Origin of the sequence: Peptacetobacter sp. AB800 (assembly GCF_047807365.1) — a bacterium.
Lineage (GTDB): Bacteria > Bacillota > Clostridia > Peptostreptococcales > Peptostreptococcaceae > Peptacetobacter.
Map to the genome: position 1 here is coordinate 1 of NZ_JBLOUI010000026.1, position 25,391 is coordinate 25,391.

18 protein-coding genes and 1 other annotated feature (1 of these 19 running past the window's edge) are annotated in these 25,391 nt (G+C 33.6%); of the genes, 2 read left to right on the forward strand and 16 right to left on the reverse strand.

Annotation, left to right across the window (positions count from 1 at the left end):
* Positions 1-144: 144 nt before the first annotated feature.
* The 7 genes from ACK2WN_RS08220 to lon form a co-directional block, all read right to left on the reverse strand.
* Positions 145-1,362 (reverse strand): NAD(P)/FAD-dependent oxidoreductase, encoded by a 1,218-nt coding sequence (locus ACK2WN_RS08220; RefSeq protein ID WP_300531796.1) that lies wholly within the window; start codon positions 1,360-1,362, stop codon positions 145-147.
* Positions 1,363-1,366: 4 nt separating this feature from the next.
* On the reverse strand, positions 1,367-1,813 hold the full coding sequence (locus ACK2WN_RS08225; protein WP_300531798.1) for a 4Fe-4S dicluster domain-containing protein: 447 nt from the start codon (positions 1,811-1,813) through the stop codon (positions 1,367-1,369).
* Between the two features lie 13 nt (positions 1,814-1,826).
* Positions 1,827-3,713 (reverse strand): anaerobic carbon-monoxide dehydrogenase catalytic subunit, encoded by a 1,887-nt coding sequence (gene cooS, locus ACK2WN_RS08230; protein ID WP_416155308.1) that lies wholly within the window; start codon positions 3,711-3,713, stop codon positions 1,827-1,829.
* A gap of 257 nt (positions 3,714-3,970) precedes the next feature.
* Complete coding sequence (locus ACK2WN_RS08235) at positions 3,971-4,417, reverse strand: RrF2 family transcriptional regulator (protein ID WP_300531804.1); 447 nt, start codon at positions 4,415-4,417, stop codon at positions 3,971-3,973.
* Positions 4,418-4,760: 343 nt separating this feature from the next.
* Positions 4,761-5,927: an alanine racemase gene (gene alr / locus ACK2WN_RS08240; RefSeq protein WP_416155309.1), complete on the reverse strand. Its 1,167-nt coding sequence runs from the start codon at positions 5,925-5,927 to the stop codon at positions 4,761-4,763.
* Between the two features lie 576 nt (positions 5,928-6,503).
* A complete protein-coding gene (gene yihA, locus ACK2WN_RS08245) occupies positions 6,504-7,115 on the reverse strand; it encodes a ribosome biogenesis GTP-binding protein YihA/YsxC (protein WP_416155310.1) in 612 nt (203 codons plus the stop codon).
* 12 nt (positions 7,116-7,127) lie between these two features.
* A complete protein-coding gene (lon, locus tag ACK2WN_RS08250) occupies positions 7,128-9,482 on the reverse strand; it encodes an endopeptidase La (protein WP_329998655.1) in 2,355 nt (784 codons plus the stop codon).
* A 336-nt stretch (positions 9,483-9,818) separates the two neighbouring features.
* Here lon and ACK2WN_RS08255 point away from each other — a divergent pair, with 336 nt between their 5' ends.
* Positions 9,819-10,331 (forward strand): chromate transporter, encoded by a 513-nt coding sequence (locus ACK2WN_RS08255; RefSeq protein WP_006439669.1) that lies wholly within the window; start codon positions 9,819-9,821, stop codon positions 10,329-10,331.
* A complete protein-coding gene (locus ACK2WN_RS08260; RefSeq protein ID WP_118549536.1) occupies positions 10,319-10,846 on the forward strand; it encodes a chromate transporter in 528 nt (175 codons plus the stop codon). The genes ACK2WN_RS08255 and ACK2WN_RS08260 overlap by 13 nt, the downstream gene beginning before the upstream one ends.
* Positions 10,847-11,644: 798 nt before the next feature.
* On the opposite strand, the gene clpX is transcribed toward ACK2WN_RS08260, so the two are convergent.
* The 9 genes from clpX to ACK2WN_RS08305 all read right to left on the reverse strand — a co-directional run bounded on the left by clpX (position 11,645) and on the right by ACK2WN_RS08305 (position 25,131).
* Entirely contained in the window at positions 11,645-12,886 is a 1,242-nt protein-coding gene (gene clpX / locus ACK2WN_RS08265) for an ATP-dependent Clp protease ATP-binding subunit ClpX (RefSeq protein ID WP_300530715.1), read from the reverse strand.
* Between the two features lie 15 nt (positions 12,887-12,901).
* A complete protein-coding gene (clpP, locus tag ACK2WN_RS08270) occupies positions 12,902-13,489 on the reverse strand; it encodes an ATP-dependent Clp endopeptidase proteolytic subunit ClpP (RefSeq protein ID WP_006439666.1) in 588 nt (195 codons plus the stop codon).
* A gap of 108 nt (positions 13,490-13,597) precedes the next feature.
* A complete protein-coding gene (tig, locus tag ACK2WN_RS08275; protein ID WP_416155311.1) occupies positions 13,598-14,881 on the reverse strand; it encodes a trigger factor in 1,284 nt (427 codons plus the stop codon).
* 184 nt (positions 14,882-15,065) lie between these two features.
* Entirely contained in the window at positions 15,066-15,536 is a 471-nt protein-coding gene (locus ACK2WN_RS08280) for a metallophosphoesterase (RefSeq protein WP_201416347.1), read from the reverse strand.
* Positions 15,536-16,885 (reverse strand): ribonuclease PH, encoded by a 1,350-nt coding sequence (rph, locus tag ACK2WN_RS08285; RefSeq protein WP_416155312.1) that lies wholly within the window; start codon positions 16,883-16,885, stop codon positions 15,536-15,538. The genes ACK2WN_RS08280 and rph overlap by 1 nt, the downstream gene beginning before the upstream one ends.
* A gap of 63 nt (positions 16,886-16,948) precedes the next feature.
* A complete protein-coding gene (ligA, locus tag ACK2WN_RS08290) occupies positions 16,949-18,985 on the reverse strand; it encodes an NAD-dependent DNA ligase LigA (RefSeq protein WP_416155313.1) in 2,037 nt (678 codons plus the stop codon).
* 138 nt (positions 18,986-19,123) lie between these two features.
* Complete coding sequence (locus ACK2WN_RS08295) at positions 19,124-20,338, reverse strand: ATP-binding protein (protein ID WP_300530730.1); 1,215 nt, start codon at positions 20,336-20,338, stop codon at positions 19,124-19,126.
* A gap of 502 nt (positions 20,339-20,840) precedes the next feature.
* A complete protein-coding gene (locus tag ACK2WN_RS08300) occupies positions 20,841-22,139 on the reverse strand; it encodes a bifunctional folylpolyglutamate synthase/dihydrofolate synthase (protein ID WP_416155314.1) in 1,299 nt (432 codons plus the stop codon).
* Between the two features lie 328 nt (positions 22,140-22,467).
* Positions 22,468-25,131 carry a valine--tRNA ligase gene (locus ACK2WN_RS08305; RefSeq protein ID WP_329998663.1) on the reverse strand — a complete coding sequence of 888 codons (2,664 nt, stop codon included), beginning with the start codon at positions 25,129-25,131 and terminating at the stop codon, positions 22,468-22,470.
* Between the two features lie 161 nt (positions 25,132-25,292).
* Positions 25,293-25,391: a binding site (T-box leader), on the reverse strand (it continues 118 nt past the right edge of the window).

The following is a 25,391-nucleotide window of genomic DNA, read 5'->3' on the forward strand; positions in this document are numbered from 1 at the left end:
CTCGCCTATGCTTCGCAGCACAAACCTTGCAAGTCGCTATCAAGTTCGTCGGTAGCTACGCCTTTTATGGACTTTCACCACAGATTAATAGCATGCCCGTCATACTAAAAAGGCCGTTGCATTAATTGCAACAGCCTCATATTTTTAGTAATTCCAGATATACTTTCCTCTTTCTCCTGTTCCATAGAAATCAGCAAATGTTATATCAAAAATATTCTCTTTAAAATCTACATCTATATCATTCTTAATTATATACTGCCAAATTCCCGAATGAGAAATATCTCCCTGAAGAAGAATTCCCTTAAGCTTACCATCTCTAACAACTGCCTTCTTGTAGTTCTTAGAATCTTCCTGCTCTACAACCTTGTCCCCTTCCTCTTCTCTTATATTTCCAAGACAAAGAGTAACTAGTCCGTAGAAATTCATAGTATTCTTTAAAGCAAATCTATCTTCATATTTTTCTTCCATACCTGACATATTTCTAGCTGCAGTTTTTCCCTGCTTCATAGCATTTGGCCATATTCCAGAAAGACCTGCAACATCTCCTGCTGCATAAACATCGTCCACACTAGTTTTCATAAAGTCGTCTACAACAATCCCTCTGTCTACTTCTACATTGCTTCCTTCTAAAAATCCTACTGCTGGTCTAACCCCAGCTGCAACGATTATCATATCACAAGCAACTGTTTCTCCTGTATCAAATGTAACTGCGTGAATTTTTCCGTCTTCAGAGCACTCAGCCTTATCAGCTTTACATCCAAGGTAGAATTTCGCACCTGCATCTTCAAATTTTCTCTGGTATTCTTCAGCTGCATGTGGATTTAACTGAACAGGAAGTATGCTAGGAGCCATTTCGACTATTGTTACATCCTTACCTCTTTCAAGAAGTCCATGAGCTGCATCAAGTCCAACAAGACCAGATCCAACGATAAGTATTTTTTCTGATTCCTCAGCCATCTTATCTATAGCCTGGGCATCTCTTAAATGTCTAAGCCCAAACACATTAGATGCCTTTCTAAAATCTCCAACTGGTGGTATAAAGCTATTTGCACCTGTTGCTATTAGAAGCTTGTCGTATTTTACAACATCACCATCTAAAAGGACAACTTCCTTATTAGCTGTGTCTATTTTATCAACTCCAACCTTTTTCCAATCTATATTGTTTACTTCGAAAAAGTCTTCACTTGTGAAGTTTAGAGTCTTTTCATCTCTCTCATGTGATATATATTTATGTAGCATACAACGAGAGTGTACAAACTGATCTTCTGAAACCATTGTAATTTCAGAGCATTTGTCTAATTTTCTTAATTCTTCAGCTGCTGTAATACCTGCAGCCCCTACACCGATAATTACATACTTCATCAGCTTACACCTCCTCTACATGAATTGCTTTTTTAGGACATGATTTTACGCAACTTGGCTCTCCACCATGCTCTAAGCAGAAATCACATTTTATAACTTTTGTCTTAGTTATTCTATCTGGTTTTAATACACCAAATGGACAGTTCATCACACACATAAAGCAAGAACCACATCTTTTTTCGTCGTATGTAACAAGTCCTGATTCTGGGTCTTTTTTAAGAGCACCACTCATGCAAGACATTACGCATTCTGGTTCATCACAATGTCTGCAGAATATTGGACGATAATTTCCTTTTTCGTCTTTATATATAAAGTTTCTTGATTCATTTCCTGGGTCAAGAAGGTTTAGTGTATATACATCGCCTTCATCTTTTCTGTGAGCCTGCATACATGCTACTGAGCAGTTTTTGCATCCATCACATTTTTCGTAGTCTACAATTATTCTTTTCATATAGGCGCCCTCCTTAGATATTAAGTGCAGCACGTTTTTCTTCTATAATTTTTTCAAGAATATCAGCTGTTTCTTTTGCATCTGGGTTTATTATTACCTGTCCACCTGTTAACTGTTTCATATCTTCAGTTAATACTTTTACCGCTACATCACTTCCTGTTACAAATGGAGGTAATCCTAAGTGTAGTGGTAATCCTAAAGCAAGTCCGAAGCATCCATCAGCAAGTGCCTGTTCTTCTAGCCACTGAGCTGCAGATAATACAAGTGGTAACTGAGGTAAATCTATTCCTATAGCTTCAGCTAATTCTGTAGCTACTATTTCTAGTCTTCCTATTGCTAGACATGGACCGAAGTTTAATACTGGTGGTATTCCTAAAGATTCGCAAACTTTTCTTAGTTTTGGTCCAGCGTATTTAGCAGCTTCTGGATTCATAAATCCGCAGTTTTCTATTCCTCCTGAAGAACATCCAGCAGTTAAAACTATTATATCTCTTGATATTAATTCTTTAACTAAATCAACACTTAAAACATCGTGTCCTCCTGCAGTTAAGTTTGAACATCCAACTACTCCTGCAACACCTTTTATTTCTCCAGCTACTAATAAGTCTATAAGTGGTTTCCAGTTTCCACCTAAGAAGTCTTTTAATGAACCTTCACTTACACCAGTTAGTGCATTGTCGAATCCATGATCTTCAAATAGGTTAAGCTCCACCTTTCCTCTTCTTGATGTATAAGATTCTATTATTTTATCTATTATTTCTTCAGAAACAGCTTCTCTGTTTTCAAAGTCGAATTCTTTTAATTCTGCATTTGCTTTTTTAGCAACGCTATCTATACATATCTGTTTTATTTTTAATTCGTCGCATATTGGCTCTATTCCTGGAAGTGTACAGTTGAATTCTGATATAACTGCATCTATTGCACCAGTTGCAAGTATTGCTTCACTTGTGTAGTTATTTCCTGCATGTCCGTCAAATATATCTTCGTAGTGAGCACCTCTTAGCTGTAAATCCTGTCCAACACAAGTACATCCAACTAATTTGAACCCTTTTGCTCCAACTGCTTCAGCTTTTTTAACAACATCTTCTTCAGTTAATCTCTTCTGAAGGTATGTGAACATTGAGTGCTGATGTCCAGTTATCATTATGTTTATATAATCAGGGTTTACAACTCTCATTCCTACAGGAGCAAGTCTTATTTCTGGCTCTCCTAAAACTATATCGTTTAGTAGGTTTGTAAGAGTTAATCCGTATATACCTGTTGAAATTCCTAGTTTTAAACAGTCTTTTAGCATATCAACTGGGTCTGAGTTTAAGTTTGTTGAACATTTTACAACACCATGACATACTTCTGATTTTGCTCCACCAGGTAGTATTCCAAGTTCTTTCCAGTTTTCATATCTTGGAGCATAAGCCATTTTTTTGATTAATTTCATTTCTTCAAATTCAGGAAGATATAAATCAGCTAATACAGCATCTGCAACCATTTCTGCTCTTTTGTGCATATCTTCTTCATGTATTTCAAATATATCTGCTAATTTATTTAACGCATTTATTCCTTTTATTTCACCTTTTTTCTGAGCTACGTCTTTTACGTTTCTAGCTGTATTTTCAACAACGTGTATGTAGCATCCTGATCCTGATGCAACTGCTCTTAAAAAGTTTCTTGTAACTATTGTATCTGCATTTGCTCCACATATCCCTCTTGGAGAATCTGGAGTTATTCTACAAGGACCATTTGAACATAGTCTACAGCAAACTCCCTGTAAACCAAATCCACATTTAGTTTTCTGAGTGTCTACTCTATGATGAGATGTTTCAAATGGAAGATTTCTGATGTAACCTTCTAAAGGTTTGTCTGCACTTTTACATGTATTACAGCCATAGCATTTATGATTCATAATTTTACCTCCTGATATTGGAAATTAATTTTTTTAATTATTTTTTTGATTTTGAATTTATTATTGCCTCGATTAAAAACTTGATGAATTTTGTTATTTTGTTTGACGCTTTATTTGTCAATCTGCATTTTTAATTTTTACTCCATTTTTATTTGGACTATTTTAGTCCACTTTAATTTTAAAAATTTTTTAGCTTGAAGTTATACAAGCTTTTTTTATTTTTTATAATGCAAAATTTAACTTTTTAATACTCTTTTTTACAATATACTTTTTCTACTATCGAAGTCTTTAGATTTACATTCAAAGTTTCTATCCTCTAATATTTCTTCAAGACTTCTTCTCTTTAGCAGCATTTCTACCTGATTTTGGATAAATATCAGTTCTTTATGTACTTTGCACATCCCATTTGAACCATTTCTGTTGCAGAAGCTGTGTATACACTCCATAACAGCAAAGTCTGGATCAACTGCGATTATTACATCGTACAGAGTTAGTTCGTTTAGGTCTTTTTTTAAACTATATCCTCCATTTGCTCCCCTTTTTATCTCTACTATCTCGCTCTTTGCAAGCTTTTTGATAATCTTGTAAGCAAATGCCTCTGGTAGTAATTCCCTTTCGCATATTGTTTTGATTGTTAATTTTTCTTCGTCTTTTAGAGCTCTGACTATTCTAATTGCATAGTCGCTTTCCCTTGTAAATAACATTTTCCATCACCTACTATGTCTTAATCTTATCAAACTAGATAATTTTTGTCAACATTATTTTGTTAAATTTTTTTCATCTAAATAAGACGATTTATAAAATCTTTTGAAAAAACAAAAGGGAGATATATGTAGCCTTCTCTCCAGGCAATCGAGTTGCATTGTCGAGTTCGGCTACATATATTCTCCCTATTTTTTGTTTTTCAAATAGATTTTTTATAAATCGCTACTTCTTTAATCTGAAAACTTATTTAACAAAATTGTTGACTGCAAATTTGTGTGTTTTTGTACACTAGTTTATATTTTGTATAATGTTTTATTGTCAGTCTTTTTAAGTTTTTAAATACTAATATCTTAGATAGTCGTCGTATTTTATTATGTCTTCGTGTTCAATGAATACTCTTGGTATTCTTCTTGAGATGTTGCACATTATTTCGTGGGCAATTGTTCCGCAGTCATCTGCAAATTCACTTATGCTCACACCACCTTTTCCAAATACTACAGCTTCATCTCCAACTTTTATGTCGTCGTCCATTCCTATTTTTATCATGCACTGGTCCATGCATATTCTTCCAACTACTTCATAATCTTTTCCGTTTATACATACTTTTGGATTTTTTCTTCCTCTGACAAATCCATCTGCATATCCTATTGCAAGTGTAGCAATTCTTTCTTTTTCTTTCGCTTCATAAGTGCATCCATAGCTTATTTTTTCGCCAGGCTCTATTGTTTTTATGTGAGAAACCCTAGTTTTTATAGTCATTACAGGCTCAACAGGCACTCTTTCTTTCATAATATCATCTGAAGGATAGCATCCGTACATGATTATCCCCGCTCTTACCATGTCGAATTTCAAATCGTCGCAATCAACTATAGCTGCACTATTTGCTGCGTGCACCAATGGCACTTCAACGCCTTCTTCTTTTAATCTATTTAACATATACTTGAATTTTTCGCCCTGCATTTCAGTAAAGCTCTTGTCAACTTCATCAGCTGCAGCAAAATGAGTAAATATCCCCTTAATACTAATTCTATCCATTTCGCTTATTTCTTTAATCTGCTGAACAGACTCCTCAGTAACCTTAAATCCAAGTCTGTTCATACCAGTATCTATCTTTATATGAACCTTCGCATCCATTTCTAAATCTTCTGCAGCTTTATTTAACTTCACAGCGTCTTCCATAGAATAAACAGTAAACATAACATCATTTCTGATTATATCTCTGTATCTCTGCTCTGGAGTATATCCAAGTATCAGAATTGGAAGATCTAACCCCTTTCTTCTAAGCTCCATAGCCTCCTCAGCTCTAGAAACAGCAAGATACTCAACATCATTTTCCTCTAAAGTCTTTGCAATCTCAACAGAACCATGCCCATAAGCATCAGCCTTTACGATTCCACATATCTTTTCCCCGTTATTTAAAACTTTTCTAATACTTTCTAAATTTCTCTTAAAAGCATCTAAATCTATCTCTGCCCAAGCAACCGCCTTAATTCTACTCTTATCTATCATCTTAAAACCCCCAGTTCAAACTAATATATCTATCTAAAAGTCTTATTTTCTAATCTATCTAAATAACCTTATTATTTAAAAAACACAACAATTAATAATTTTACATGTCTATAAACTAAACTCTCAACACATAAAATCAAAAATCGCTTAATAAACTATATACTAATATAAATTACTTTACCACATAAAAAAAGAACCACACTGCATCAGTTTTTAACACACTGCGGTCCTCTATACTAAAAAAATCCCACCGGGTTGCGCTTGAAATCAGAGGCGTGGTGGGTTCTGTTACCTACATTATAACACATATCATTACATCAAAACAGTATAGAAAACTGTTACAAAATAACTAAAAGATTAGCATTTAGGGCTTTTGAAAATTTTTTCTTAGAGCTTTCTCTTTTGCTTGTGATTATAAACAAATACCGCTCGACAATCTGAAGTAGATTTCGACTTTAACTTCGAGCGGAGCTCGAACTAGAGGAAAGAAATCGACGAAGCCTGGAGAGCGTATTGTTTATAATTGCAAGCATAAAAAGAGAGGCTCTTGAAAAAATTCAAAAGCCCCTACAAATACTAATCTTCAGTTATTTCGTATCCATGTTTTCTATACTGCTCAACTATTTCACTCCATAGTTCTTCTATTCCAGTTTTTTTAGATGAAGATACAGGTATTATCTTTTCATCCTTTTCTAACTGAAGTTTCTTTCTTATAACGCTTAAATGTTTTAAATACTGTCCTCTTGATATCTTATCCGCTTTTGTCGCAACAACAACACAATCATATCCGTAGTATTTTATCCAATCGTACATCATCTTATCGTCTGCAGTAGGTTCGTGTCTTATATCTACAAGAAGGAATATAGCACAAAGCTCGTCTCTTTCCTGAAGATATCTCTCCATTACCTGTCCCCACTTATCCTTTTCAGACTTAGCAACCTTTGCATATCCATACCCTGGTAAATCGACAAAGAAGAACTCCTTATTTATTAAGTAGAAGTTTATAGTTCTTGTCTTACCTGGTGTAGAACTTGTTCTAGCGAAATTTCTTCTGTTAAGTAAAGCATTTGTAAGTGATGATTTACCAACATTAGATCTCCCAGCTAGTGCTATCTCAGGTATCCCATCTGTAGGATACTGGTGTCTATGTACAGCACTCATTGTTATCTCTGAGCTTCTTATTTTCATTCTCTCACCTCTCTATATTAACGCTTCTTTTAAAACGTCGTCCATTGTTTCAACTAATACGAATTCCATATCAGCTTTTACATTTTCTGGTATTTCATCTAAATCAACCTCACATTCTACAGGAAGAAGTGCTTTTTTCACTCCTGCTCTATGTGCTGCTAATAATTTTTCCTTAACTCCACCAACAGGAAGTACTCTACCTCTTAGAGTTATTTCACCAGTCATAGCTATATCTCCTGGTACTCCTCTACCTGTAAGCGCTGATATTACAGCAAGAGCCATAGTTATACCAGCTGAAGGACCATCTTTTGGTGTAGCTCCTTCTGGTAAATGTATGTGTATGTCTGTATTTTTATAGAATTCTGGGTCTATGCCTAGTTCATCAGCTCTAGATCTTATGTATGATATACCAGCTCTAGCTGACTCTTTCATAACATCTCCTAGCTGACCTGTAAGTACTATTTCTCCCTTACCTTTAAGCACGTTTACCTCTACCTCTAGAGTAACTCCACCTACTTCTGTCCAAGCAAGACCAGTTACAAGACCTACTCTTGGCTCATCTTTAGCTAAATCATATCTGAATATTTCTTTACCTAAGAATTCCTGAAGGTCTTCCATCTTAACATCGTATCCTTCTAAGCTTGGATCTTCAACGTATTTCTTAGCTACTTTTCTACAAACTTTTCCTATTGTTCTTTCTAATGTTCTAACACCTGCTTCTCTAGTGTATGAGTTTATTAATTTTCTCATAACATCTTCGTCCATTGTAACAAATCCTTCAGCAAGCGCATTTTCTTTTATCTGTTTTGGAAGAAGGTATTTCTGAGCTATATTTAATTTTTCTTCTTCTATATATCCAGAAATTCTTATAACTTCCATTCTGTCTAATAATGGTCTAGGCACTGTATCTAAAGTATTTGCAGTTGTTATGAATAATACTTTTGATAAATCAAAAGGTATTTCCATATAATGGTCTACAAATCCTTTATTCTGCTCTGGATCTAGAACTTCTAGCATTGCTGAACCTGGATCCCCTTTATAATCAGATGCCATTTTATCTATTTCATCTAATAAGAATACTGGATTCTTGCTGCCAGCTTCTTTCATTCCATTTATTATTCTACCTGGAATTGCACCTACATAAGTTCTTCTGTGTCCTCTTATTTCAGCTTCATCTCTAACCCCACCAAGAGAAAGTCTAGTGTATTTTCTTCCTAGTGCTTTAGCTACAGACTTAACTATAGACGTTTTACCAACACCTGGAGGTCCAACAAGACAAATTATCGGCCCTTTTGGAGATTTAGATAATTTTCTTACTGATAAATACTCAAGTATTCTTTCTTTAACCTTATCTAATCCGTAGTGTTCTTCATTTAATATCTCTTCTGCTTTTTTAACATCTAATTTTTCTTTTGTTTCCTTATTCCAAGGAAGTGAGAATATCATATCTAAATAGTTTCTACTAACTGCTGAATCAGGTGAAGATGGACTCATTCTAGCAAATTTTTCTATTTCTTTAGATATTTTTTCTTTTGTTTCCTTTGGTGCTTTTAGAGTTTTTAATTTTTTTCTATATTTTTCAGCATCAGATGATGTATCCTCATCTTCTCCAAGCTCTTTCTGAATAGCTCTTAACTGTTCTCTTAAGTAGTATTCTTTCTGGATTTTGCTCATCTGTTTTTTAACTCTTAAAGCTATTTTTTTCTCTATCTTCATTATTTCTACTTCTTCTAATATAATAGAGTACATTAATTCTAGTCTTTTCTTAACATCGAATTCTTCTATTATTTCCTGCTTTTTATCATTTTTTAGATATATATTAGCAGCTATTGTATCCACTAGTCTACCGTAATCGTCTATTTCTGAAAGACTTATTAATATCTCAGGAGACATTTTGTTTCCTATATTTATATAGTCTTCAAAAGCAGCCATTAAACTTCTAACTAGTGCCTGTATTTCTTTTGCTTCTTCTTCATTTTCAGTAGCTTCAGAATCTTCTTCTTCTAATTCAATTTCTTCTTCTACTACAGCTTTAAAGTATCCTTCTTCTTTATCTACACTTTTTATTGTAGCTCTATTAACGCCTTCTACAAGTACTCTAACAGCATCTCCAGGTAATTTTATCATCTGTTTTACATTTGCTATAGTACCTACTTTGTAGAAGTCATCTTCATCTGGATCGTCTATTTCTGGATCCTTCTGTGTAGTAAGGAATATAACCTCATCATTCATCATAGCTTCTTCTAATGCATTTAGAGATATTTCCCTACCTATATCAAAATTTAATACCATATATGGAAAAATTGTTAACCCTCTAAGAGGTATTACTGGTAATTCACGTTCTATTTTAGTTTTTTTATTACTCATATTCAGCCCTCATCTCCTTTTTTAAGAATTTTACTGCTTTTTCTATTATATCTTTACAGATATTAATTTTCAACCGAAAATGTTTTAAATTTTATCATTTAATAGATTATTATATCGTTATCTCGGTTTATTTGCAATTATTATTTTTATTATCACGCCTCTATTTATTATTATACCCTATTTATTATAATAAATTACAACAAACAGATTAAAATCATTTTATTTAGATAACTTTTGTAATTTTAAAAATAATATTAACTTATATATTATATGTTATAATAGAAATTGATTTGAAATTTAAAAAAAATTAAATCTATTTTTACAAGGAGGATTAAAATGCTCAAACTTTTTTTAACATTTTTTAAAATTGGTGCATTTACTTTCGGCGGAGGTTACGCTATGGTTCCTCTAATCCAAGACGAGCTTGTAAAGAAACAAAAATTAGTCAGCGAGGAAGAATTTTTGGACTATCTTTCTATAGCTCAAAGCTATCCCGGTGTTTTAGCGGCAAATATTTCTATACTTTTAGGTTATAGAATAAACGGCATAAAAGGTGTATTAGTCTGCCTATTAGGTGCAACTATGCCATCATTCTGTATAGTTATAGCTTTAGCGTATTTATATTTTGCTAATTCTTCTTCTAAAATACTCGATGGTTTCTTTAGAGGAGTCAACCCAGTTGTTATCGCACTTATATTATACTCATTCATAAAAATGCTAGAAAAACTGCCTAAGACTAAAAGAAATATAATCTTTTTAGTAGTTTCTTTTGTGGCTGTAGCATTCTTAAATATAAGTCCAATATATTTAATACTATTAGGAGGTGTATATAGCTTATGTCTAAAATAATACTTCTTTTCCTAATATTCTTAAAAATTGGGGCATTCAGTTTTGGTGGTGGCTATGCGATGCTTCCATTTATACAGCAGGAATTTATCAATAAATACCACTTCATAACTAACCAGGAATTTTTAGACTTACTTGCAATTTCTCAGTCAACTCCTGGGCCAATAGCGATAAACAGTGCTACATTTGTTGGTTTTAAAACTGCAGGTTTCTGGGGATCACTTGCTGCATCTGTTGGCGTTGTAATATTCTCACTTGTTGGACTTACAATTATCTCTCATTTATTGGATAAATTTAAGGATAATAAAAAGGTAGAAAACTTGCTTACAGTATTAAGACCTATAACTCTAGGTTTTATACTTGCAGCTGCTGTATCTTCTGGTAAAGAAATTACTTGGGGGGCATATGATATAATCGCATTTTTAGTTGCGTTATATTTATTAAAAAAAGAAAAAGTTGGATCAATAGCCATAGTATTCATATTTGGAGCAATTGGTATATTGATGGCATTCTTATAAAATTGGAAAAAGAGCAAGTTTATAACTGAACTCCGCTCCACGGTTCCGACGCCTATTTGAAAATCAAATAGGTAGGCGTCTCCAAGTGTATATAATTAAACTATAGATGAATATCGAATTTTTCTAAAAGTAAGTAAACTCAAAAAAGAGTGTTCAAGAGAATTCGACTCCTGGCTTCGAGCTTTTTCCTATATAAGCATTAGCTTTACAAGCATAATGCTCATAGGAAAAAAAGCTCTGCAGATAGTCGTTTTCATTTCTCTTGAACACTCTTTTATTTTACATTTATCACTCTTTTAGAAAAAATTCTATATTCATCACTATCTATATTTTAAAAAATACCACCAATAGATTAACCTTTGATACTTCTTATATCCATTTTATAAACTGCCATTATTTTTATCTTTTAAAAATATAACTCTGTACTCAACTTTGGTTCAGAAAATTTTATATGCTGACGCAAATGTAAGAAATGTCATATTTTTTAATGGCATCTCTCTTTTTTATGTTTGCTAACTTTTTAAAATTTTTATTTGTATTTTTCTGAAATGTTAACTTACTTTTGGAATTTGTGCGATGCTAGTCCTATATTCAACAATCTGCAGAACTTTGCATCCTTTTGTTAGCTTGACAAAGCTAACAGCTAAAAAGGTGGCAAAGTTCGAAGCCTGGAGAATAAGGACAGCATCGTGCGAATTTCTTGTAAATAAACTCAGAAAAATACAAATAAAAATTTAAAAGTTAGCAATAAAAAAAGAGATGCCGTAAAAATATGACATCCCTTCTTTACGTTCTATATTAATTTTCTTTGTAAACTATAGTTGGCTGTACATCATCGTTTAGTACAGATTCTTTAGTTACTACTACTTTTTCGACATTTTCTTCAGATGGAACTTCATACATAGTGTCCATCATTATGTTTTCAACTATACTTCTTAGACCTCTGGCACCAGTGTTTCTTTCTATAGCTTTCTTAGCTATTTCTCTTAGTGCATCGTCTTCAAATTCTAGCTCAACATCTTCTATGTCGAATAATTTCTTGTACTGTTTTACTAATGCATTTTTAGGTTCTTTTAGTATTGTAACTAATGCATCTTCATCTAGCATATTTAATGTAGCTATTACTGGGATTCTACCTATAAATTCTGGTATTATACCGTATTTTAGTAAATCCTCTGGTAGTACATTTTCGTATATTTTTCCTAAATCTAGGTTTTTCTTGCTTTCTATTTTAGCTCCGAATCCTAGAGTTTTTTCACTAGATCTTCTCTGGATTATCTGTTCTAATCCGTCAAATGCTCCACCTAATATGAATAGTATATTAGTTGTATCTATTTTTATAAATTCCCGGTTTGGATGTTTTCTTCCGCCCTGTGGTGGAACATTAGCTACAGTTCCTTCTAATATTTTTAGAAGTGCCTGCTGAACACCTTCTCCGCTGACATCTCTTGTTATAGATACATTTTCTGATTTTTTAGCTATTTTATCTATTTCGTCTATGTAGATTATACCTTTTTCAGCTTTTTCTACATCATTATCTGCAGCCTGGATAAGTTTAAGAAGTATGTTTTCAACGTCTTCCCCAACGTAACCAGCTTCAGTAAGAGCTGTTGCATCTGCCATAGCAAATGGAACGTTTAATGTTTTAGCAAGTGTCTGAGCAAGTAGAGTTTTACCAGAACCTGTTGGTCCTAAAAGTAGTATATTACTTTTCTGTATATCTACATCATTTTCAGAATTGCTGTATATTCTTTTATAATGATTGTAAACTGCAACAGATAAAGCTTTTTTAGCTTTTTCCTGTCCTATTACATAATCATTTAATATTTCCATCATTTCCTTTGGTTTTGGTAATGAATCGATTGATGTTGTTGCTTCTTCGTTAGCTTCTTCAAATTCTTCTCTGATTATATCTTCACAAAGTTCAACACATTCATCACATATACAAACATCTGGACCTGCTATTAATCTTCTTACCTGATCCTGAGTTTTTCCGCAGAAAGAGCATTTTAGCTGTTTTTTATCATCAAATTTTGCCATTAAAATTCTCCTCTCTTATAACGGTTTATTTGTTATAACTTCATCTATTAAACCATAAGCAAGTGCTTCATCAGCTTCCATGAAGTTATCTCTTTCTGTATCAGCCATTATTTTTTCTAGTGGTTGACCTGTATTTTCAGAAAGTATCTGGTTTAATTTTTCTTTCATTCTTATTATTCTCTTAGCCCGGATTTCTATTTCAGTTGCCTGTCCCTGAGCTCCACCTAGTGGCTGATGTATCATTATTTCACTGTTTGGAAGTGCGTATCTCTTACCTTTTGCACCTGAAGATAGTAAGAATGCACCCATAGATGCAGCCATACCTATACATATTGTACTAACATCTGGTTTTATATAGTTCATTGTATCGTATATAGCCATACCAGCTGTTATACTTCCACCTGGTGAGTTTATGTAAAGATGTATATCTTTATCTGGATCTTCTGCTTCTAAGAATAAAAGCTGAGCTACTATAAGTCCTGCAGTATCATCATTTACCTCGTCACATAAGAATATTATTCTATCTTTTAATAATCTAGAGAATATATCATAAGATCTTTCCCCTCTTCCTGTCTGTTCAACAACATAAGGTACTAATGCCATTTTATGTAACCCCTTTCTTTTTTTGCATTCAATATAAGGCTGCCTAAGATATATAAATATCGCTTTAGACAGCCTTGTTTTTTCAAATATTTATAGACTATTTATAAACTATGCTATTGTAGCATTTTCAACTAGGAAGTCTATTGTTTTTCTAACTTTTAACTGACCAGCTATGTCTTCTAAATCTTCTGGTCTTAAAGCTTTTTTCATTTCTTCTGCTTCCATTTTGTACATTTCAGCCATTTTAGCTATTTCAGCGTCAACGTCTTCTTCAGAAGCTTCTATGTTTTCTAATTTAGCTATTTCATCTAATACAAGAGTTCCTCTAACTAATTTTTCAGCATCTTCTCTTCTTTCTTCTTTTAATCCATTTAAGTCTTTACCAGTTATTTCTAATAACATTTCCATCTGTAATCCCTGGCTCATTAACTGGTAGTTAAGATCCTGCATCATTCTGTCTAACTGATCTTCAACCATAGCGTTTGGAGTTATGAAGTCTGCTGCATCAGCTATTTTGTTAACTAATTCTTCTCTTAACTGATTTTCAGCCATGTTGTTAGCCTGTTCTTCTAAGTTAGCTCTTATGTCAGCTTTTAATTCATCTAAAGTTTCGAATTCTGTAGTATCAGCTGCGAATTCATCGTTTAATTCTGGCATTTCTCTAACTTTTATAGCATTTATTTTAACTTCGAATTTAGCTGGTTTAGAAGCTAAATCTTCTCTTGAGTATCCTTCTGGGAATGTTACATTAACTTCTACTTCTTCGTTTAATGCTTTTCCAACTAACTGTTCTTCAAAGTTGTCTATGAATGTGTGAGATCCTATTGTTAATTCGTATCCTTCAGCGTTTCCACCTTCGAATTCTTCTCCATCAACAAATCCTTTGAAGTCTATGTTAACTATATCTCCATCTTCAACGTTTCTTTCAACGTCTACTAATCTAGAGTTTTTTTCTACCATTCTGTCTAATTCTTCAGCTATCATTTCGTCAGTTACTTCTGGAACATCTTTAGTAACTTCTACACCTTTGTAGTCACCTAATTTAACTTCTGGTCTAACTTCTACTTCTACAGACATAACTAATCCGTTTTCTTTGCTTATTTCATCTACATCTATAGATGGAGCACCTATTGGAAGTATTCCTGTTTCTTCTACTGCTGGTACGAATACTTCTGGGAATAATGCATCTATAGCATCTCCGTAGAATATTCCTTCACCGTAGTTCATTTCTATTATTTTTCTAGGAGCTTTACCTTTTCTGAATCCTGGTATGCTGTATCTACCTCTAGTTTTTTTGTAAGCTTTTTCAACTGCTCCGTTGAATTTATCGTAGTCTACTGTTATTTTTAAAGTAACTACGTTACCTTCTTTTTTAAGTAATTCTGCTTTCATTTCTTAAAAATCCTCCTAATATACTTTTGATATTACAATTTATGGTATTTGTATCCATCATAATTCTATATAACTATTCAATTATATCACATAACTTTTTTTAAATACAACCTTTCTTATGATTATATTTCAATTATTTGGCTATTTTTTTAGCTTTTTTCAAAAGTCATCGATATTCTTCAAATTAAATTTCTACTTCCTTCACTTTTATATTATCTCCGTCGATTTCTAATATAGCAAATCCTCTTTTGCTTCCCCCTCTTGGAAGAGAAAGACTACCTGGATTTATATAAAGTGTTCCATTTATTACTTCAGAAAAAGTTTCATGCGAATGACCAAATACAACTATATCTGCTCCTTCTCTTTCTGCTTTAGTCTGTAAAAATTTTGTTCCGTATTTTACATCGTATCTATGTCCATGGCACACGAAAAATTTCTTTCCACCAAAGTCAAATAATAATTCATCCTCTGCATCTTCAAAGTCGCAGTTTCCTACAACAGCCATAACATTTACTCCTGTTTCTCCATAAATATATCTCGCATCCGAGTAGTTGTCCCCTGCGTGAATTATTAAATCACAGTTTTCTAAATACGGAATTGCTTTATCCATATTTCTAACTAATCTATGAGTATCGCTAACTATACCTATCTTCATTATCTCACAACCCTTTTAATAAATTCTTCTTTCATCTTTTTAAGTGCATTTGCTCTGTGGCTCATGCTGTTTTTGATTTCTGGATCTATTTCGCCAAATGTAGTATCAAATCCATCAGGCATAAACATACAGTCGTATCCGAATCCATTTTCTCCATGTTCCTCAAATGTTATCTTACCTTCAACAGTTCCCCTAACAGTGAACTCTTTTCCGTCTGGAAGTACAACACCTATTGCACTTACAAATCTAGCAGTTCTATCTTCCATCGGAACATCTTTCATAGCTTCGAATAATTTTACTCTGTTTTCTTCATCAGTTGCATGTTCTCCAGCATATCTCGCTGAATATATACCCGGTTTTCCTCCTAAGCAATCAACAACTAATCCAGAGTCGTCTGCTATAGATATTTTTTTAGTTAATTTTGAAATAGTTCTCGCTTTTATTAATGCGTTGTGTTCAAAAGTTTTTCCGTCTTCTATTATTTCTATTCCGTCTAAGTTTACATCTTTTAAAGACATAACATTGTAGTCGAAATCTTTTAGTATTTCCCCTATTTCCTGTAATTTGTGTTTATTTCCTGTAGCTATTACCACGTCTTTTCCGTAGTCCATACCAAGCACAGCATCACCTATTTCTGGTATTGCAGCTCTCTGTATTTTTATTAGCTCTTTGTTTCCTTTTTCCCCTAGTTCTAATAATTTGTTTAAATCTTCTCTGCTAAATGGAGCTTCTTCTCCAGTTCCCTGAACTTCTACAAACTCACCTTTGTCTGTCATCACAAAGTTCATATCCACTTTAGCTGCAGAGTCTTCTTCGTAGCAAAGGTCTAGTATATGCTCGTCGTTTAAAACACCTGCACTTATTGCTGATACGAAATTCTTTATAGGAAGTTTTTTGATTTCTTTGTTCTGATAAAGTCCGTAAATTGCCTGAGCTGCAGCGACAAAACCACCAGTTATTGAAGCTGTTCTAGTTCCACCATCTGCCTGAATAACATCGCAGTCAACCCAGATAGTTCTCTCACCTAATAAATCTAAGTCTATAACAGATCTTATTGCTCTACCTATTAATCTCTGTATTTCCTGAGTTCTTCCGTCTATCTTTCCTCTAACTGAATCTCTTATCTTTCTCTGCTGAGTTGAGCTTGGAAGCATTGAGTATTCTGCATTTATCCAACCTGTACCTGTATTTCTTAAAAATGGTGGTACCTTGTCCTCAACAGTTGCAGTACATATTACCTTAGTTTCTCCCATCTCGATAAGCACAGATCCTGCTGCGTATTTTGTAAAATTCGTAGTTATCTTGACTGGTCTTATCTCGTCATTTGCTCTATTTCCTAGTCTTTCCATATTGAAAAATCACCTCTTATTTAGTTTTTATATTAAAATTACTAATTTATTATTTGCTATTTATTACATTCCTAATTCTGATAATACATCTTCCTTGCTTCCCATTTCAGATAATTTTAGGAACATCTCTTCATCAATTACCTTTATTCCTAAATCATTAGCCTTAGTCAATTTTGAGCCAGCTTCCTCTCCAGCAAGTACAAATGTAGTAGTCTTACTAACACTCGAAGTCGCTTTTCCACCTCTAAGCTCAATAATCTCCTTAGCCTGATTTCTTTTTAATGTAGGAAGTGTACCAGTAAGAACTATCTTCATCCCTTCAAATAACTGTGGTATGCCTTCAGATTTATCTTCACCTGCTTCAGTATTTACCCCAGCTTCTTTTAACTTCTGAATAACTGCTAAATTCTGCTCTTCTCTAAAGAATTTTACAACACTCTCAGACATAATACTTCCAAACTCCTCAAGTTGCTGTAATCTCTCAACATCGGCGTTCATAATTTCATCTAAACTACTGAAGTTTGAAGCTAGTATTTTAGCTCCTTTCACACCTACAAATCTAATTCCTAACCCATTTATCAATCTCCATAGGTCATTTGATTTTGATTTTTCGATTGCTTTAATTAAATTATCAGCAGATTTTTCTCCCATTCTTTCAAGTGGCACAATCTGCTCTTTTTTTAGATAATATATATCAGAAACGTCTTTAATCAGACCTTCTTTTAGGAATAATGTGATTATTGACTCACCCATACCATCTATGTCCATAGCCTCTCTCGAAACAAAGTGGATCATTCCCCTTCTAATCTGTGCTGGACAAGAGATATTTATACACTTAACTGCAGCCTCACCTTCAAGTCTAACTGTTGGCTCACCACACTCAGGGCAGACACTAGGCATAACAAAGTCCTTCTCATCCCCTGTTCTATCCTCTTTCACAACCTCAACTATCTGCGGAATTATGTCTCCCGCTTTCTGAACTATAACATGGTCAAATAATTTTATATCCTTTTCTCTGATAAAGTCCTCGTTGTGAAGAGTCGCCCTACTAACAGAAGTACCCGCCAGTCTAACAGGCTCAAGTATAGCTGTTGGAGTGATTGTACCTGTTCTACCAACCTCTACCTCTATATCTAAAATCTTGCTCTTCTTTCTCTCAGCTGGGAACTTGTACGCAATAGCCCATCTTGGACTCTTAGCTGTAAATCCCATCTCATTTCTCTGCTCAATGTTGTTTACCTTAACAACCATACCATCTATATCAAATTTTAAACTTCCTCTGTTTTCTGTCCAATACTCTATAAACTCTATAACCTCGTCTATTGATTTACAGATTTTGTAGTTTTCACTAACTGAGAAGCCTAGTTTTTTAAGGTATTCTAATGAATCAGAGTGTGTATCTATACCATCTAATTCATTGATATTTTCTAGGTTAAATACGAATATATCTAAAGGTCTTTTAGCAGTTAGCTTTGAGTCTAACTGTCTAAGTGATCCAGCTGCTAAATTTCTTGGATTTGCAAATACCTGTAGGTCATGCTCTTCCTGATATTCATTGACCTTTTCAAAGTTTTCTTTAGAAATATAAACCTCTCCTCTGACGATTATCTCTCTCTTATCGTCAATCTTTAGAGGTATGCTCTTTATCGTCATGGCATTTTTAGAAATATCCTCTCCAATTATCCCATTTCCTCTAGTTGCAGCACTTTTAAACTCTCCATTTTCGTAAGTTATCCCTACAGAAAGTCCATCTATCTTAAACTCTACAACATACTCTACATCCCCGTCAGTCATCTCTTTTACTCTTCTGTCAAAATCTCTTAAATCTTCAGCAGAGTATGCGTTTGATAGGCTCAGCATCGGATTTTTATGCGTAACCTGATCAAACTTATCAAGAGCAACACCGCCAACTCTGTTAGAAGGAGAGTCTACTCTCTTGAACTCTGGGTTTTCTGCTTCGAGCTTGATTAGCTCTTTCATAAGCATATCATACTCGAAATCTGAGATTTCTGGAGTATCTTGGTTGTAGTATTTGTCGCTGTGGTAGTTTATTTTGTCTATTAGATTATCTATTTGTAGTTTTATATCTTCTTTTCCCATAAAGTTTCCTCTCTAGTTTTTATTTTTTCTTTCTATATTTAATTATATCAAATTTGTTGAATTAGATATAAAAAATCTAAAAAAAGAAGAAGCTTTTAAAAACTTCTTCTTTTGATTTATATTTATTCTTTTTAATCTCTAGTTCCATTCTTCTTCCAATAAAAAATCTCTAATATTTCTATGCTTTATGCCATCTCTACTCATATCAAACTCATCCAACGATACAACATACTTTGGAAAATTATCTTGTATATCATCGTACACGCCAAACTCACGCTGAATTGTTTCCTCAGATGCAATCAAATAAGTTACTTGTATGTAAATCTTTTCATCTCTCTTATAACATACAAAATCAATCTCCTTATTGCCACTTCTACCAACTCTAACCTCATATCCTCTTCTAAGAAGCTCCATATAAACAATATTTTCTAAAATTAGGTTGATATCCTTCATATTTCCACCAAAAACTGCTTCTCTGATACCATGATCTGCTATATAATACTTCTCATTTGATGCCAAAATCTGTTTACCTTGTAAGTCTTCACGCTTTACTTGATAGAATAAATACGCATCACAGCAATATTTTATATAATTCAAAATTGTATCTGGAGCTACATTTCTCTTTTCACTTTTAAAGAATTTTGATATTGATGTAGCTGAAAATGTATTTCCAACATTTGCCATTACATATGCACTTATTCTTTCTAACAAATCCACATCTCTAATATTATTTCTTTTTACAATATCTTTAAGCTGCACAGAGTTAAACAAATCATGTAAATATTGGATTGATGCAGTTTTTTCAAATCGTATATTAGATAAATATGGCATCCCCCCGAATACTACATACTTCTGAAAAATCATATTTATTGGCTCATCGGGATAAATTTCTCTATATAATTCCACAAACTCAGCAAACGAAAATGGATATATAACAAATTCAACATATCTTCCTCCAAGATAAGTTGCAAGCTCTCCGGATAACAACTTAGCATTAGATCCGGTAATATAAATATCACAATCTAAAGAAACTCTAAGTGAATTTATACACTTTTCCCAATCCTTCACTTCCTGAATTTCATCAAAGAAAAGATACACCTTGCCCTCTATTTTATTAGCTCTTTCTATAATATCATCGTTTAGTGCTTTAGCTGTTTGAAGATGTGCATATGACATATCTTCAAAATTTATCGAAATAAATTGACTTTTATTTACTCCCGATTGCAAAAGCTCTTCTTTTATCAACTCTAACATAACTGACTTACCACAACGTCTAATACCAGTCATAACTTTTACCAAATCTGTATTAATAAATGGTCTAATGCGGCTCATATACATTTCTCTCTTAATCATCAACATCACCCCTTCTTCATCTTAGTTATAAATTATCACACTTATAACTGATAAACAAGGCAATAAATCAATTTTTATTAGTTATAACTAACAAAATATAAATAATATACATTTTTATCATTTATAACTAATAAAATACTAATAATATGCATTTTTATCGTTTATAACTAATAAAATTTTTCAAGTTATATTTTTTATCACTTATAACTAACAAAATTTTCAAACTAACCAAAGATATACCTCTAGCGTTCTTCCTCAAAGAACGCTTTTAAAAAGAAGTTAATTTATAATTGAAAAAGGGAGCAAAATGCTACATTTTGCGATTGTCACAACTTGATTGTGCATTGCAAATGTAACTTTTACTCCCTTCCTTTTATCTTATTTCTCAAATAACAATTTTTAAGAAAGTAATAACTGTGCAAAGAGGGGCGTATATACTCCATTTGTGACTGTCACAACTTGATTGCGCGTCACAAATGGAGTATATCGCCCCTCTTCCCAGTTATCTATTTCTTAAAAGTGTTCTCACTTCTCCTATCATGTATAGAGATCCTGCACTTATTACAACATCTCCTTCTTCAGCTATTTCTAACACTCTCTCTAAAGCATCCTCAATCTTTTCCACAGCTTCCACATTACCTGTGTACTTCTCAATCTTAGCTTTTAACTTATCCGCAGAAATCTTTCTCGGATTATCTGGCTCAGTAACGACAACCTTATCAAACACAGGCATCAAAATCTCAAGCACAGTGTCGATATCCTTATCCTCAAGCATACCAAGCATAAGCACAAGATTTCTCTCGGCAAAGTACTTATCAAGCACCTTTCTCAAAGATCTCGCACCATCTTCATTGTGTGCCCCATCTATAATAAATGTAGGATTTTCCATCACTTTCTCAACCCTACCTGGCCATTTTGTCTCAAAAATACCCGCTTTCACGCTTTCATCTGTGATATTTCCAACCTTGCCACTTCTTCTAAGATAATCTATCGCATTTAAAGCAGTCACGCAGTTTCTAACCTGATGCTCACCTATTAACTTGATTTCCATATCCTTAAACTCTTTTCCATTAATATAGAAATCAAATACTTGTGAATGAACATCATCTTTCTTAACATTTATACTGCTAAAATCGGCTTCAATAAATTCTGCATTTTCCTCAGCAGCAATTTTCTTAAGTACATCCTCAGCCTCATCACCTTGAGAATAAACTACAACTGCAGAATCTTTCTTGATAATTCCACCTTTTTCATATGCAATTTTTGCAATAGTATCTCCAAGAACTTTTGTATGATCAAGACTTATAGATGCAATAACGCTCACAAGTGGGTTTTTAATGATATTTGTTGAGTCATATCTTCCACCAAGCCCAACTTCCATAACAGCGTAATCAACTTTTTCCCATTTATATATTAAAAACGCCATAGCAGTCACAATCTCAAACTCTGTTGGAGAATCGTACCCTTCTGCAATCATTTTATCTATCCGCAATTTAACCTCAGACACAGACTTTGCAATATGTTCATCTGTAATATTTTCCCCATTTATCCTAATTCTCTCGTTGAATACCTCAAGATATGGAGATGTAAACAGCCCAACCTTATAGCCACTTTTTTCAAGAACCTTTGCGATAAACGAACAAATAGAACCCTTACCATTAGTACCTGCAACGTGGATAATATTAAGCTCGTCCTGAGGATTCCCAAGAAGCTCCATAAGCTTCTCTGTAGACTCAAGCCCAAGCTTCATACCAAACCTATGACTACTGTGTATATAATCTAAAGCTTCACTATAATTCATCTTTCCCTCCAATAAATCTAAAAAAATAAAAGTTACTTTTTCCAATTAAACTTACTTTTACTCGACAGAAACTTTTCTTTTCATATTTTACTTACTTCTAACCATCACTCTTCTACTCGGAAAAGTTTTTAGCTACAGTCAAAACATTTAAAAAATAAAAATTGTTGCCGTATAAAAAGTAGGGCAAGAGAAATAACCACCTATCCAACGACTGTGCGTGGACGCACAACTAAGACTTCATTCAAAACTTTTTATCGTCTTGCGTCTTAGCTAGGAGTGGAAGGTGGTTATGCTCTTGCCCTTTTATTTATTACGACAGCCTTTTATTTTATGAAAGTTTTGCTTGTATACTAGCTAATCTTTCCTCTACTGATTTCATCATTTCTTCAAATTTTTCTTTTTTAGCTTTTTCCTCGTCAACTAATTTCTGAGGTGCTTTTGCAAGGAATCCCTGATTAGAAAGTTTTCCATTAACTCTCTTAATTTCGCCTTCTAATTTAGCTTTTTCCTTGTTTAATCTTTCTAATTCTTTTTCGAAGTCAACAAGTTCGTCAAGAGGTATAAATATCTTAACACCGTCTATAACTACACTTACTGCATCTTCAGGTATACCAGCTTCATCTGCTCTAACTTCAACTTCTGATGCTGATGCTAAAGTTTTGAAGTAGTCTTTTCCTGCTTCAACAGCTTCTAGCTTATCTTCACTAGGAACCATTATAACTTTTGCTTTTTTAGATGGTGGAACGTTCATTTCAGATCTAACGTTTCTTACATTTCTTATACCGTCCATCATTATATCCATCATAGCTTCTTCTTTAGCCATGTTGTCTTCTTCTTTGAATTCTGGCCATTCAGATACTATTATCATTCCGTTTGCAGTTGGAAGATGGTCAAATATTTCTTCTGTTATGAATGGTATGAATGGGTGAAGAAGTTTTAATATTGTTTCAAGAACATAAGTTAATGTGTAAAGAGCTGCTTTTTTAGCTTCTATATCATCACCGTATAATCTTGGTTTAACCATTTCTATGTACCAGTCACAGTATTCTGACCAAGTGAAGTCGTATGCTTTCTGAAGAGCCATACCTAATTCAAATTTATCCATATTATGAGTAACATCTTTAACTATGTTGTTAGCTCTTGATATTATCCATTTATCTGCTAATGTTAAGTTAGCTTCAACATCGCTTCTTGTTACGCCATTCATCATTTCTTCGTCCCAGTTCATGAATACGAATCTTGATGCATTCCATAATTTATTTGCGAAGTTTCTAGCAAATTCAACTCTTTCCATGTAGAATCTCATATCGTTTCCTGGAGAGTTTCCTGTTATTAATGTAAATCTTAATGCATCGGCACCAAACTGGTCTATTATTTCAAGTGGGTCGATACCATTTCCTAAAGATTTACTCATTTTTCTACCCTGAGAGTCTCTAACAAGACCATGTATTAATACATGAGAGAATGGTTTTTCATTCATACAGAACATAGCTGCAAATGCCATTCTTACTACCCAGAAGAATATTATATCGTATCCAGTTACAAGTACATTTGTTGGATAGTAGTAGTTTAATTCTTCTGTGTTGTTTGGCCAACCAAGTGTTGAGAATGGCCATAAAGCAGATGAGAACCAAGTATCTAGTACGTCTTCATCCTGTTTGAAGTGAGTGCATCCACATTTTGGACATTTTTCTGGCATTTCTCTAGCAACAACAACTTCTCCACATTCCTGGCAGTAGTATGCTGGTATCTGATGACCCCACCATAACTGTCTTGATATACACCAGTCTCTTATGTTTTCTAACCACTGTAGGTAAGTTTTGTCAAATTTGTCAGGAACAAACTGTAATTCTTTATCGTTTAATATTTTTATAGCAGGTTCTGCTAATTTGTCCATTTTTACGAACCACTGTTCAGATAATCTTGGTTCTATAGTTGTATGACATCTATAGCAAGTACCAACAGCGTGGTCGTGTTCTTTTATTTTTATTAAGAATCCTTCTTCTTTTAGGTCGTCTATGATTGCTTTTCTACATTCATATCTGTCCATACCTGCATATTTACCACATTTGTCGTTCATTGTACCGTCTTCGTTCATAACGTTGATTTCTTCTAAATTATGTCTTAAACCAACTTCGAAGTCGTTAGGGTCGTGAGCTGGAGTCATTTTAACAACACCAGTACCGAATTCCATATCAACATATTCATCTGCAACTATTGGTAATTCTCTACCAACTAATGGAAGTATTGCAGTTTTTCCAACTATGTCAGCATATCTTTCATCGTTAGGGTTTACTGCTATACCAGAGTCACCAAGCATAGTTTCAGGTCTTGTAGTAGCTACTTCAAGGAACTGATCGCTATCTTTTAGGAAATATTTTACATGGTAGAAATTACCTGGCTGATCTTCGTGTTCAACTTCTGCATCTGAAAGAGTAGTTTTACAGTTTGGACACCAGTTTATTATTCTATGACCTCTGTATATATGTCCTTCTTCATATAATTTTATAAAGAATTCTTTAACTGCATCGTTGCATCCCTGGTCCATTGTGAATCTCTGTCTATCCCAGTCACAAGAATCCCCTAATTTTTTAAGCTGATTTTCTATTTTTCCACCGAATTCTTCTTTCCAAGCCCAAGCTCTCTTCATGAATTCGTCTCTACCTAATTCGTATTTAGTTTTGCCTTCTTCTTTTTTAATTCTTTCAACAACCTTAACTTCAGTAGCTATTGATGCATGGTCTGTACCTGGTAACCAAAGTGTTTCACATCCCTGCATTCTTTTCCATCTTATTAAAACATCCTGAAGTGTATGGTCTAATGCGTGTCCCATATGTAACTGTCCTGTTATATTTGGTGGCGGCATCATTATTGTGAAAGGCTTCTTATCCTTATTTGGTTTTGAAGCAAAATAACCTTTTTCCATCCATTCGTCGTAAAGTCTTGACTCGAATTCTTTTGGATCATAAGTCTTATTTAGATTTGTTTCCATTTTCTAATCCTCCCTATAATATATTTTATTATCGATTTCCTTTTGAATATTTTAGTAATTTTTTATATTTTACCAAAATATACCAAAGGTTTATCTCGCATTTTTGTGTCGAAATAATATTTATTACTATTTCGCCTATAAAAAAAGAGCCCTTCATCCTACATAAGGACGAAAAGCTCGCGTTACCACCTTAATTCCGAGGAAAAATTCCTCGACTCTCTACAGAATATAACGGTTCCAACCGTCCAAACCTACTAAAC